The sequence below is a fragment of the Yoonia sp. genome (assembly GCF_965660735.1).
GTDB lineage: Bacteria > Pseudomonadota > Alphaproteobacteria > Rhodobacterales > Rhodobacteraceae > Yoonia.
In genome coordinates, this window is record NZ_CBFIBD010000023.1 from 35,738 (window position 1) to 48,503 (window position 12,766).

Sequence of the window (12,766 nt, forward strand, 5' to 3'; positions counted from 1 at the left end):
CACAACAGAAAGATTTGAAATGAGCCTGAAAGACTCTTTACGCGTGATGATCGTCGATGACATGGGCGTCAGCCGCGGATTGCTGGTCCAAGCCATCGAAGAGATGGGGATCTGGAAAAACCAGGCTGAAAACGACGGGCGTGCCGCCTTGACGAAACTGGTCGCAGATCCAGTCCACCTGGTCCTGTCCGATTACAACATGCCCGGGATGGACGGACTGGAACTGCTCGCGGCACTGCGTCAAAACAAATCGACCGCGCGTATGGGCTTCATACTTGTGACCGGCAATCCAACGCCAGACATCGTTACAAAGGGCAAGTCACTTGGGTTGAACAACATCATAAAGAAACCGTTCACCACCGCCAGCTTGAAACAATGTATTGAAAGCGTGGTTGGCCGGCTATGACCGCACCGCGAGATACCGCACCACAGTTGCACGTCTCGACCTTGTTGGCGCGTTTGACATCGGCCATGCACAACCTGCACCACATGGTTTGCGAGGTCGAAACCAGTATTCTGGACGGTGTAGAAGCGAATGGACCTCAGGCGACAGTTCCTGCGTCAATCCAGCAGCTTGATCACGTTCTGCAGATAATCGAGGAGCTTGCGCAACTGATGCATCGGCTCTCGGAACACCGGATGCATGAAAATCAACTTTCTATCGCTGACGTGATCGCACCTGTGCGCCTTGAAACGTTGCGGAACCTTCTTGCGCACGAACAGACAGGGAAGGAGAATAATAAATCACAGCCGCATGATGCAGGACATGTCTCGCTTTTCTGATGGTCTTGCCGCGGACAGTCTTGTTTTGTCCTTTGAAGTTCGGCGGGCCGCGATGCCAGCCGAAACCAGACATTGCGAGCCAATTCACCCAAGACAACCGATGATGCGCGGAAAGGACCGGTCGTCATCAATGTTCATTTTACACAATAGTGACGCTGGCAGGTTGCCACCGTCACGCCTAACGGAAAGCCGCCCTGATGCAAGTCGTCATTGCCCATCGATCCTCTATACAAAAGGCCCGACTGCGTGCAAGAATACAGCGCTTTGAGGGCATCAATGTCGTCCGCATCGTCAGTGAATTGCACGACACTTACGACTATGCCGAACATCATCGCCCCGATTGCATTCTGATCTGTGCCCAACTGGCGAACCGTCCGGAATTCGAACTGCTCCATGCCCTGCTACGCATTCTCGGCATTGGATGTGTCATATTGGAGGATGCCGCCGAAATCGGCAACGTGACCATCGCGCCCATAATGGCAGGGCACGTCGCCAGGATCACCGCAGACGCCCCCGACAGTGTGCTCATCGCGGCACTGAAACAGGCCCCGGCTACAGGCAATTGGCCGCCAGCAACCAGCGGGCAAAGTCAGGCCAGACACATCATAGACCCTTATCGGATCATTCTGATCGGATCATCAACAGGCGGGGTCGATGCACTGTTGCAAATCATTTCAGAGTTTCCGGCCGATTGCCCACCAACCATGATCGTTCAGCATACGGGCAGTAGCTATGCGCGTAGCCTGATCCGGCTTCTTGACGGGGCCACTGCAGCCAGGGTTTTGCCCGCACGCAATGGGCTGCCCCTTTCCAGAGGCGAAATCTACTTGCCACCCGGCGATACGGCCCACCTGCAGTTGCGCGCGGGAAGCACCCGGGAAATGTCGCTGAAATCGGCCCCCCCAATATCGGGGCACCGGCCCTCGGTAGATGCGCTGTTTCGCTCCGCGGTGGGCCATGCCGAACATGTGACAGCGGCCCTTCTGACAGGAATGGGCCGCGACGGTGCCGCAGGAATAACGGAACTGCGCAATGCGGGTGCGCGGACCGTCGGACAGGATGCTGCCACATCCGTGGTCTACGGCATGCCGCGCGTCGCAAAGGCCATGGGCGGTATTGAAACCGAACTGCCACTGCCAAAAATTGGCGCTGCAATCCTGATGATGTCACAAGCCATGGCTGCGTCATGACGGATTGTTTTCAGACCGCCCCGGCTGAAAAGACGATCACGGTCATACAAGGCAACTATGCTGTTTCTGCAGATCCAGAAGTTGTGCTTTCGACTGTGTTGGGCTCATGCGTCGCTGTGTGCCTGTTCGATGCCACCGCAGGGGTCGGCGGGATGAACCATTTCCTGTTGGCAGACTACGGTTATACGCAAAGCGCTGATTTGAAATACGGGGTCAATGCCATGGAGTTGTTGATCAACAAGGTTCTGCAAGCCGGCGGCGAACGGCGGCAATTACAGGCCAAACTGTTTGGCGGTGCGCGCATGACGCAACATTCGCGCGATATTGGCGAAACCAACGCGACCTTTGCAATCGATTTTCTGGATCGTGAAGGGATTGCCTGCACCTCGAAAAGTCTGGGCGGAGACAAGGCCCGCAGGGTGCAGTTCAACCCACATTCCGGTGCGGCCCGACAGATGCAGATCACCGGGCCCGCACCGATCGCCGAAACCGTAAGGCGGGCGTCGCCGCCCGCCGCTGATATCACATTGTTCTAAGACCGCAGCCGGTCAACCGATGATAAGGCGGCTAGCCCATCGCCTGCAATCGTTTCAGCAATGACGACGTATCCCACCGACCGCCGCCCATTTTCTGGACATCCTTGTAGAACTGATCAACAAGCGCCGTGACCGGCAGACTGGCCCCGTTTTCATTGGCGGTATCAAGGCAAATCCCCAGATCCTTGCGCATCCAGTCTACTGCAAAGCCATGTTCAAAGTGATCATCCAGCATGGTTTCATAGCGATTCGACATTTGCCAGCTACCCGCCGCGCCCTGGCTGATCACCTCGACGACGGACCGCCCGTCAAGCCCGGCCTTCTGCGCGAAATGCAGCGCCTCGGACAGACCTTGAACCAAACCCGCGATAGCGATCTGGTTGCACATCTTGGTCATCTGCCCTGCGCCGCTGTCACCAATCCGGCGGCAAAGTTTGGCATAGCAATTCATGACAGGTTCGGCGCGGTCGTATTCGGCCTGATCACCCCCACACATGATCGACAGCTGCCCGTTCTCAGCCCCCGCCTGACCGCCCGACACAGGCGCATCGACAAAGGCGATCCCTTTTTCGGCGGCCGCAGCATAGAGTTCGCGGGTCACAGCGGCGGAAACGGTGGTGTGATCGACAAACACGCTCCCCTTGTCCATGCCGGCAAAGGCCCCGTCATCGCCCAGACAGACCGACCGCAGGTCATCGTCGTTACCGACGCAGGCCATGACCATCGCGGCACCCTGCGCGGCAGCTGCGGGCGTCGCGGCGAAATTGCCGCCGTATTGTTTCGCCCAAGCCTCGGCCTTGGCGGTGGTGCGGTTGTAGACCGTCACATCATGGCCCGCGGCCTGCAGGTGCCCCGCCATGGGGTAACCCATTACACCAAGACCCAAAAATGCCAGTTTCGTCATTAGGTTCTCCTCCCGTTTGTTCAAGTGGCGTCAGGGTTTCATACGGCCCATTCCCATGGGATGGTATAGGCCCCCAGCGCCTTGCTGACATCTTCATCCGCTACTGCGCCGGTTTTGGCAATATGCGCGACCAAACCGCGTTTTTTATCTTCGGTCACGCTGGCGACTTTCGCGTCCAGTCCGGCCTTGGTCAGGGTTGCGTCAAAAACCCGTGTGATCGCCCGTTTGCGCAGGTCGGGTTTGAAAATCTTGCCGACGGCCGTTTTCGGTAATTCGTCAAGAATTTCAAGCACTTTCGGATGTGCAGCCCGTTCGTGGATATGGTCCTTGGCATACGCCAACAGGTCATCCGACGTCACATCGGCCCCCGCGACAAGTTCCACATAGACGCAGGGGATTTCACCTGAATGGGCATCAGGTTGTCCGATGGCCCCTGCAAAGGCGACGGCCTCATGCCCGGCCAGCGCCTCTTCTATTTCGGCGGGGTCGATGTTGTGGCCGCCGCGGATGATCAGGTCTTTGGCGCGGCCCGTGATCCACAGATAGCCGTCTTCATCCTTGCGCCCCAGATCGCCGGTGCGCAGATACTGCGTATCGGACGCGGTTCCCGGGTAAAACAGCCCGTCGTTTTTTTCCGGCTCTGTGTAGGTCTTGCCGCCGTAAACGCCGGGGTTGGACACGCAGATTTCGCCGATTTCATCGACAGCACAGTCCTTGCCCGACGTGACAGAGACGATCCGGACATCTGTATACGGAAAAGGTATGCCAATAGAGCCAACCCTTTTTTCACCGTCAGGGGGGTTGATCGACACAAGGCACGTCGCTTCGGTCAGCCCGTAACCTTCGCAGATGGTGACACCGGCTGCGGCCTCGAACCGTTTGTAAAGTTCAAGCGGCAATGGTGCGGACCCGCAAAAAGCCAGCCGCAAGGTGGAAATATCGGCATCCACCTTGCGTTGCATCAGTGCCGACATGGCCGTTGGCACGGTGATCATGAAAGTCACCTTGTGCTTTTCAATCAGTTTCCAGAAATTATCGAACACCCCTTCGCCACGATACCCCTGCGGCGTGGGAAAGACGATTTCCGCGCCCGAGCCAAGCGAAGCGCCCAGCGATACGATGGTCGCAAAAACATGGAACAGCGGCAGCGGGCACATCTGCACATCTTTTTCCGTGAACAACAGCCGCGCGCCAAGCCATGCATTGTAAACGATACCGGAATATCGGTGCTGCACCACCTTGGGCATCCCCGTCGTGCCACCGGTGTGGAAATAGGCGGCAACCCGGTCTGATTCACTGTCGGCGAATGTCAGCGTGGTTGCGTGTTTGGCCAGTTCTGCGTTGAAATCCAGCACCCGGGCGTCATGGTTGACCGGGTTTTTGGGCCGGATCAGCGGCACGATCAGCCGTTTCACGCCAGTCAGATAACGGTGCAGGTCCACCTCAAGCACGGTTTTCACATTGGGGGCAAAGCGCACGGCTTCGGCCGCCTTTTGCGCCACATCAGTCTTGGGAAACGCCTTGAGTGTGACCAGAACCTTGGCGTTGGTTTCCCGTAGGATCGCGGCAATCTGCTCGGCGTCCAGCAGCGGGTTGATCGGGTTCACAATGCCCGCCACCTGCCCGCCCAGATACGTCAGCACGGTTTCGGTCGCGTTGGGCAGCAGATAGGCCACCACATCGTCTTCGCCCACACCTAGCGACCGGAAAAGGTTCGCTGCCTGCCCCGTCTTGTCGCGTAAATCATTCCAGCTCAGGGTTTCGCACTTTGACGCGGGATCCGACATCAAGCGATAACTTACCGCATTGCGTGTGCCGAATTTTTCCGCCGTCCCGCACAGCAAGCCATAGGTCGTTGCGGGCAGATCCCGCGCCTCCCACGGGGTTTCATTCTCGATCGCGTTGCGGTCGGCGAAATTCGCGTAGACCATGCCTGTCCCTCCCTGTTTTTCGCCCAGCCATATGATCGTGGCCGGGGTTCCCCTTGGGGACAGAGGTTGCGCAAACAGGCAATGCGACGCAAGTCTGACGCTACGAAACGACCGATTATTCCGCCGCCAGACCTTCAGTGAACTGCAACCGTGCCAACCGCGCATAAAGCCCGCCTTGGGCGACAAGGCTGTCATGCGTGCCCTGCGCCACGATTTGTCCGGCATCGAATACGACGATCCGGTCCGCCTTTTTCACTGTGGCCAGCCGGTGTGCCACGATCAGCGTGGTGCGGTTCTGCGCCAGAGCATCGACTGCGTGCTGCACCGCACGCTCGCTTTCGGCGTCCAGCGCGCTGGTCGCTTCGTCCAAAAGCAGGATCGGCGCATCACGCAGAATCGCGCGGGCAATGGCGATACGCTGTTTCTGCCCCCCCGAGAGCATCACACCGCGTTCACCCACATAGCTGTCATAGCCATTGGGTAATGCCGTGAGAAAATCATGCGCAGCCGCAGCCTGGGCGGCGGCCTCGACCTCGGCGTTTGTCGCGTCCGGGCGGCCAAAGCGGATATTTTCGCGGGCCGTATCGGCAAAGATCACCGGGTCTTGGGGCACCAGCGCAATATGAGCGCGGAAATCGCTGCGTTTCATATCGCGCAGATCCACCCCATCCAGCCGGATCGCACCCGATTGGGGATCATAGAACCGCAGCACCATCTGTATGATCGTCGTCTTGCCCGCACCGGATGGCCCGACCAGCGCCACCGTCTCGCCCGGTTTGATATCAAGGGTCACATGGTCCAATGCTGCGATACCAGGGCGCGATGGATAGCTGAAGCTGACGTCATCAAAACTGATTTGCCCTCGCAGCGCAGATGGCACCGGCAGCGCCTGCTGCGGATCATCGACCGTATCGACGGCCGTCAGCAGTTCAACCAACCGTTCGGTTGCCCCTGCGGCACGCTGCAATTCGCCCCAGATTTCGGTAAGTGCTGCCATCGCACCAGCGACCATGATTGTGTAAATCAGGAATTGCACCAGTTCGCCTTCGGTCAGCACGCCCGACCGCACGTCATTTGCCCCCATCCAAAGGAAACCCACGATACTGGAAAAGGCGATAAAGATCACGATCGCGGTCAATATCGCGCGGGTCGCAATTCGCTTGCGGGCGGCATCGAAACTTTTTTCGGTCACGTTGCCAAACCGATTTTGGCTGATTGCCTCGTGTGAAAAGGCCTGCACCGTCTGTGCGGCCAGCAGTTGTTCGGACGCATCGCCGCTTGATTCCGCGATCAGATCCTGATTGGCCTTGGACAAAAGCCGCACCTTGCGCCCCAATAATATGATCGGCAAAACAATCACGGGGATCGGCCACAGCACCAAAGCGGTCATCTTGACCGAGGTGAACAACATCAGGGCAATCCCGCCGATAAAAATCAGCGCGTTGCGCAAGGCAATGGACACCGAACTGCCAATCACCGAAAGAATCAAGGTTGTGTCCGTCGTGATCCGGCTCAGGACTTCGCCGGTCATGATCTTTTCGTAAAACGCCGGGCTCATCCCGATCATGCGGTTGAACACCGCCTTGCGGATATCTGCGACCACGCGTTCGCCCAGCCGCGTCACAAGGTAATAGCGCAGCGCCGTCCCAATGGCCAAAAGCCCGACAATACCAATGGCCGCCAGAAAATAAGTCTGCAGGATCTGCCCGTTTTCGACATCGAAATTATCGATGACCCGGCGCACGGCCAAAGGCATCACAAGCGAAACACAAGCCGTCAGCACCAAAGCGGCGAGAGCCGCCAGAACCATCGCCCGATATGGCGTCATGAACGGCCAAAGCGCTGCGAGCGCCCCGATTTTTTTAGAAGAGGCACGGTCGTCCAATTTTGTTTTCGGGGCTCTGGCCATAGGCGTCTCGCTCACTGTTCCACAGTGTCTTAAAACCCGGACGCAGGATTAACAAGCCGACCAGCTTGTCCTGCGCCACGCAATCCTGTCTGATAGCGTGGAGCGGGCGACGGGAATCGAACCCGTATCATCAGCTTGGAAGGCTGAGGTCTTACCATTACACAACGCCCGCGCAACGCGAACGGCTTATGGCAACGACAGCGTGCCGTCAAGGAACCCCGCAGCATCGCCGTTCAAATTTCTGGAAATTTGATCCGCGACAAGAAAAAACGCGCCGCGGTTGCCCGCAGCGCGCTTCACAACGTGCAATCTGCCTTACTTGATCGTGATGCGCCCGTCCGTATAGGGCTGATAAGGCGCGTTTTCGGCCAGATACTCTGCCGTGACATCGGCAAGGTCGGGGCCGAAGTCATAGGCGTTTTCGGCATCGCGGAACATCGCATAGCCGTCGCCGCCATTACGGACATAGTTGTTGGACACCAGACCATAAGTCGCGGCCAGATCGATGGGTGCACCGCCAACCATCACGTCCGACACCCGGCTGCCGGCCTCAGCCGCAGGATCGACGGAGAAGGTGAGCCCCGCAACCTGCGGAAAGCGGCCTGCGCCCTCTTCCATCTGGCTCACGCCATTTTCCAGCGCCGCGACGACCGTTTCACCGCTGACCTGGAACGTAGACAGCGTGTTCTGGAACGGCAGCACGGTTAGCACTTCGCCCATCGTCACATCGCCCGCATCGATGCTGGCGCGGATACCGCCAGAGTTGGCGATGGCGATCTGGATGCCCTGACTGGCCACACGCGCGAGCATGGCATCGGCGATCAGGTTCCCGCCCGAACATTCCATCGCACGGCAGATGTCGCGGTTGCCTTCGATGGCTTCTGCGGCTTCGGCGACCACCATGTTGCGTATCTCGTCCAGCGGCAGCGCCAGCTCGGAAATCCGTTCGACTGTCTCGCTGTCTTCGTCAACGGCACCGTCCATGATGATCGGTGCGCCGGATGCTTCCGTAATCACACCGGCATCGTCAAACGTCACGTTCAGTTCGCCCAGGAACTTGCCATAGGCATAGGCCTGCACAATCGCTGTGTCGCCAACCATCGTCGGATAGGAACCGGCCGCACCATCCATATCGCCCAGCAATGTGTTCGAATGGCCACCTACGATCACGTCAACACCTGTGGTATTGGCCGCAACGCGCTGGTCCACGCCATAGCCAGAGTGGGACAGCACGATGATCTTGTTCACGCCCATTTCCGTCAGCTTGTCGACCTCGCCCTGCACCGCGTCGGACGGGTCGGTAAAGATGATGTTTTCGCCAGGACTGGCCAGCTCGTCCGTGTCTTGCGGTGTCAGGCCGATCAGGCCGATCTGTTCGCCGCCCTGTTCGATGACGGTGGATTTCATCAGGACATCGGCCAGCAGCGGCTCGCCCGACACGTCGGCGTTGGACATCAGCACAGGGAATTCCACCGCATCCATGAACCCGCGCAGCACTTCGGGGCCGTCGTCGAATTCGTGGTTGCCCACTGTCATCGCGTCATAGCCCAGCTTGTTCATGAATTCGGCCGCCATTGCGCCCTTGTAATAGGTATAGAACAGCGTGCCCTGAAACTGGTCGCCACCATCCACAAGGATCGAATTGTTTGAGCGCGCGCGCGCATCGGCAATCGCCGTCACAAGGCGTGCGGTGCCGCCAAAACATTCGCCTGCGGCGTTGTCGTCAGCGGAACAGCCACTGTCAAACCGGCTGATTGGCTCGAACCGGGCGTGAAAATCATTGGTATGCAGGATCGTCAGCGAATAGTCGGCCGCCGCCGCCCCCGCTGTCAGTGCCAGCGCACAGGTTGTTGTCAGGATACGAAAATTCATTGGATTGTCCCCCAAGGTTGGAATAGCGCCAGATTGGCGGTGGGTTATGGCAGAGTCAAACCTGCATGGCATTGGCAGGCCTTATTCACCCTACGTCAGCTCGACACTGCACAGTCCTTGACCAATCAGTACGAAACATTCATGACGCAGCCATGCTGATTTACAAGATTTTCCGTGCATCCGAATGGGATGACCTTCAGGCAACGGGCGCAACCGCTGGCGCCCCCATCGACGTCATCGATGGATATGTGCATTTTTCGACCGCCGAAACGGTGGCCGAGACTGCGGCAAAGTATTTCGCAGGCGAAGAAGGGCTGGTGCTGCTGGCAGTGAAGGCCGACAGCCTTGATGCGCTAAAGTGGGAACCGGCGCGCGCCGGCGTGTTGTTTCCGCATCTTTACCGCCATCTACGGATGGACGATGTGCTGTGGCACAAACCCCTGCCGCTGGTGGGCGGGGCGCATGTGTTTCCCACGCTGACATGAAGGCACTGGAAAAGATCGGGCTGGTCGCCCTGCGCCGGATTGACCCTGAACACGCCCACGGGCTGGCATTGGCGGCACTTAACGCGGGCCTTGGTCCGCGCGGCGGGCCGGTGAAGAGCGACCGTTTGCGCACGCAGATTGCCGGGCTCGATCTGCCCAATCCGGTGGGTCTTGCCGCCGGGTTTGACAAGAACGCCACTGCACTGCACGCGTTGGCGAAAACCGGCTTCGGATTTATCGAGGTCGGCGCGGCCACGCCACGGCCACAAGCGGGCAACCCCAAACCGCGCCTGTTCCGGCTGGCGCAGGATCGCGCCGCTATCAACCGGTTCGGCTTCAACAACGATGGCATGGATACGATTGCGGGGCGACTTGCCAAACGCCCCGCAGACCGCATCATCGGGTTGAACCTTGGCGCCAACAAAGACAGTACCGATAAATCCGCCGACTTCGCCACCGTGCTGGCCCGTTGCGGGCCGCATGTGGATTTCGCAACGGTCAATGTGTCCTCGCCCAATACTGAAAAACTGCGCGATTTGCAGGGCAAGGCCGCACTTTCGGCCCTGCTGTCCGGTGTGATGGATACCCGTGCGGGGTTGGCCAGACCAATCCCCATTTTTTTGAAAATTGCACCCGATCTGACCGAGAACGAGATTGCAGAGGTCGCGGAAGTCGCCAATGCATCCGGCATCGCCGCCATCATAGCCACGAATACGACATTGGGCCGGATCGGCCTGCACGGGCCGCACAAGGATCAGGCGGGCGGGCTCTCGGGCCAGCCGCTGTTTGAAAAATCCACCCGCGTGCTGGCGCGGCTTTCCACCATGACCGACCTGCCGCTGATCGGTGTGGGCGGCGTGGCCAGCGCCGAGCAGGCCTACCAGAAAATCTGCGCCGGTGCGTCTGCGGTGCAGCTTTACACCGCGCTGGTTTATGGCGGGCTGTCACTGGTGGACGACATCGCGCGGGGCCTTGATGCGCTGCTGGCGCGCGATGGTTTTGCATCGGTCGCCGATGCCGTGGGTTCAGGCCGCGCGGACTGGCTTTGACGCCTGACGTTCGAGCGCGGGGTATTTCCAGCCCAGCGTCGCCCCCCGCACGACGAAGCTAAAGAGCAGCCCCAGCCACAGCCCATGGTTGCCAAATGCCGCCATCAGCGGGATGACGGCGGCGAAATAGGCGATGGCGGACACGATCATCATGTTGCGCATGTCCCTGGTGCGGGTCGCCCCGATGAAAATACCATCCAGCATCCATGCCGCCACGCCGACAACGGGGGCCGCGACCATATAAGGCAGGTAGATGCGGGCCGCATCGCGCACCGCGTCGGATTTGGCCATGATGTCGACGATCATGCCGCCAAAGGCCGCGAAACACACCGCCAGACCGATGCAAATGCCAACCGCCCAACCGGAACTGAGGATCGCGCTGCGCCGCAGGCTGTCGCGGGCGCGTGCGCCCAGCGCGCGGCCGACGAGCGCTTCGGCGGCAAAGGCGAAACCGTCCAGCGCATAGGCGGTGACATGCAGAAATTGCAGCAGGATCTGGTTGGCAGCCAGTTGCACATCACCGAAATCTGCCCCGAAGAACAGAAAACTGACAAAGATCGCCTGCAACAGGACCGACCGGATCAGGATATCTGTGTTCACCACAGCCATGCGCGCCAGTCGCACCTTGTCAAACACCCGGTCAACCGACCGCCACGCCGTTCCGGCAAATGCATCGCGACACAGCCACAGCCCCAGCGCCAGTCCGGCCCATTCGGCCAGGAACGTGGCCCAGGCCACACCGGCAACGCCCCAGTCAAAGCCAAGCACGAACAGCAGATCCAAACCGATATTTGCGCCGTTCATCAGCACTTGAATGGCCAGCACCGCCCGCGTGCGTTCCTGCCCGATCAGCCAGCCGGTGACGCCATAAAGCGCGATGGTTGCGGGGGCCGACCAGACCCGGATCGCCATGTATTCCCGCGCAAGGCTTTCGACCTCTGTGCTGGCAGGCGACACGATGAATGCACCGGCGAACAGCCAGACCTGTGCGGCAATCATGACCGCCCCTGCCCCCAGCCCGATCAGCAACGCCCGCGACAACAGCGCCTGCACCTCGTCCGTGTTCAGCGCGCCTGCCGCCTGTGCCGTCAGGCCTGTGGTGCCCATGCGCAGGAAACCGAATATCCAATAAACCGCCGACAGGATGACCGCGCCGATGCCCACCGCGCCAATCGGGGCCGCCTGCCCCAACTGACCCACCACGCCGGTATCGACGATCCCAAGGATCGGCACCGTGGCGTTCGACAGAACGATGGGCAATGCAATGGTCAGAACCCGCCTGTGGGTCAGCGGGCCGGCGTCAGCCATCGCGGCCCGGCATCAGAAAATGGCCCGTCGCCTGCGCGAATAGGCGGGTACGATTGTCCTGCCAAGCCTCGACATGGACGCTCGCATAGCGCCGCCCGGACCGGTTCACTCTTGCGCGCGCATAGGCATCGCGCGGCAGGCCGGACCGCAGGTAATCGACGGTGAAATCAATCGTCTTGGGCAGATGGATGCGCGGGGCGTCGTCACTGACGCGCCCTGCCTCCATATCTTCCCAGATCATCGCCCAGCTGAGTTCCATGATCGCAGTGACCTCTAGAAAGGCGGCGGTGACACCGCCATGCAGGGCGGGCAGCATCGGGTTGCCGATCAGTTTTTCATCGAACGGCAAGATCGCCGTCAGCTCGTCCCCGCGCCGGTCGATCTGGATGCCCAGAAACTGGATATAAGGCACGCCTGCGACAAGTTTTTGCAGGGTCGCATCACGGCGTTGCTTGATCACCTGAACGGGTTCGGGGCGTTTCATGGCTTCCCTCCTTCGATGGTGAATGCCCCGGTTGCCGTGGCCACGGGGCGGCTGGGGTCGCCATCGACCGCCGTGGCGCGCACGAATGCGACCGAACGGGTCATGTGATAGCATTCGGCGGTGGCGGTAATCCGGTCGCCGGGCTTGGCCGGGCGCATATAGTCGATCCGCAGGTCCAGCGTCGCCGTGCCGCCGGGTGCCGAGGGATGCGACATCACAGCCGCACCGCCGCAGGTATCCATCAGCGCAGACACTGCGCCCCCGTGAATCACACCGGTTTCAGGATCACCGACCAGACGGGTCGCATAGTTCATC

At 59.7% G+C, this 12,766-nt stretch carries 13 protein-coding genes and 1 tRNA gene; 6 read left to right on the top strand and 8 right to left on the bottom strand.

The window, feature by feature from the left end:
* Positions 1–19 precede the first annotated feature (19 nt).
* The 4 genes from ACTG4B_RS09920 to ACTG4B_RS09935 all read left to right on the top strand — a co-directional run bounded on the left by ACTG4B_RS09920 (position 20) and on the right by ACTG4B_RS09935 (position 2,509).
* Positions 20–406, top strand: a complete 387-nt coding sequence (locus tag ACTG4B_RS09920) for a response regulator (protein WP_439155540.1) — start codon at positions 20–22, stop codon at positions 404–406.
* Positions 403–783, top strand: a complete 381-nt coding sequence (locus tag ACTG4B_RS09925) for a hypothetical protein (protein ID WP_439155541.1) — start codon at positions 403–405, stop codon at positions 781–783. The genes ACTG4B_RS09920 and ACTG4B_RS09925 overlap by 4 nt, the downstream gene beginning before the upstream one ends.
* Positions 784–980: 197 nt before the next feature.
* Positions 981–1,973, top strand: coding sequence for a CheB methylesterase domain-containing protein (locus tag ACTG4B_RS09930; protein WP_439155542.1), 993 nt, complete (start codon positions 981–983; stop codon positions 1,971–1,973).
* The gene (locus ACTG4B_RS09935; protein ID WP_439155543.1) at positions 1,970–2,509 is read left to right on the top strand and encodes a chemotaxis protein CheD; all 540 of its coding nucleotides are present in this window, start codon (positions 1,970–1,972) and stop codon (positions 2,507–2,509) included. The genes ACTG4B_RS09930 and ACTG4B_RS09935 overlap by 4 nt, the downstream gene beginning before the upstream one ends.
* Positions 2,510–2,540: 31 nt before the next feature.
* Here the strand turns inward: ACTG4B_RS09935 and ACTG4B_RS09940 are convergent, their stop codons facing one another.
* The 5 genes from ACTG4B_RS09940 to ACTG4B_RS09960 all read right to left on the bottom strand — a co-directional run bounded on the left by ACTG4B_RS09940 (position 2,541) and on the right by ACTG4B_RS09960 (position 9,125).
* Positions 2,541–3,413: an NAD(P)-dependent oxidoreductase gene (locus ACTG4B_RS09940; RefSeq protein WP_439155544.1), complete on the bottom strand. Its 873-nt coding sequence runs from the start codon at positions 3,411–3,413 to the stop codon at positions 2,541–2,543.
* Between the two features lie 38 nt (positions 3,414–3,451).
* A complete protein-coding gene (locus tag ACTG4B_RS09945) occupies positions 3,452–5,344 on the bottom strand; it encodes an acyl-CoA synthetase (protein ID WP_439155545.1) in 1,893 nt (630 codons plus the stop codon).
* A gap of 115 nt (positions 5,345–5,459) precedes the next feature.
* Positions 5,460–7,253 carry an ABC transporter transmembrane domain-containing protein gene (locus ACTG4B_RS09950; protein WP_439155546.1) on the bottom strand — a complete coding sequence of 598 codons (1,794 nt, stop codon included), beginning with the start codon at positions 7,251–7,253 and terminating at the stop codon, positions 5,460–5,462.
* Positions 7,254–7,351: 98 nt separating this feature from the next.
* Positions 7,352–7,425, bottom strand: a tRNA-Gly gene (locus ACTG4B_RS09955).
* Positions 7,426–7,568: 143 nt separating this feature from the next.
* On the bottom strand, positions 7,569–9,125 hold the full coding sequence (locus ACTG4B_RS09960) for a bifunctional metallophosphatase/5'-nucleotidase (protein WP_439155547.1): 1,557 nt from the start codon (positions 9,123–9,125) through the stop codon (positions 7,569–7,571).
* 152 nt (positions 9,126–9,277) lie between these two features.
* Between ACTG4B_RS09960 and ACTG4B_RS09965 the strand changes: the two genes are divergently transcribed.
* Together ACTG4B_RS09965 and ACTG4B_RS09970 are read left to right on the top strand one after the other, a co-directional pair.
* Positions 9,278–9,610 carry a DUF952 domain-containing protein gene (locus ACTG4B_RS09965; protein WP_439155548.1) on the top strand — a complete coding sequence of 111 codons (333 nt, stop codon included), beginning with the start codon at positions 9,278–9,280 and terminating at the stop codon, positions 9,608–9,610.
* Positions 9,607–10,659, top strand: coding sequence for a quinone-dependent dihydroorotate dehydrogenase (locus ACTG4B_RS09970; RefSeq protein ID WP_439155553.1), 1,053 nt, complete (start codon positions 9,607–9,609; stop codon positions 10,657–10,659). Before ACTG4B_RS09965 ends, ACTG4B_RS09970 begins: the two co-directional genes overlap by 4 nt.
* On the opposite strand, the gene ACTG4B_RS09975 is transcribed toward ACTG4B_RS09970, so the two are convergent.
* The 3 genes from ACTG4B_RS09975 to ACTG4B_RS09985 all read right to left on the bottom strand — a co-directional run.
* Entirely contained in the window at positions 10,636–11,967 is a 1,332-nt protein-coding gene (locus ACTG4B_RS09975; RefSeq protein ID WP_439155549.1) for an MATE family efflux transporter, read from the bottom strand. The genes ACTG4B_RS09970 and ACTG4B_RS09975 overlap by 24 nt on opposite strands.
* The gene (locus ACTG4B_RS09980; RefSeq protein ID WP_439155550.1) at positions 11,960–12,451 is read right to left on the bottom strand and encodes a PaaI family thioesterase; all 492 of its coding nucleotides are present in this window, start codon (positions 12,449–12,451) and stop codon (positions 11,960–11,962) included. Before ACTG4B_RS09980 ends, ACTG4B_RS09975 begins: the two co-directional genes overlap by 8 nt.
* On the bottom strand, positions 12,448–12,766 hold a 319-nt coding region (locus tag ACTG4B_RS09985; RefSeq protein ID WP_439155551.1), incomplete at its 5' end, for a PaaI family thioesterase. The genes ACTG4B_RS09985 and ACTG4B_RS09980, both read right to left, overlap by 4 nt.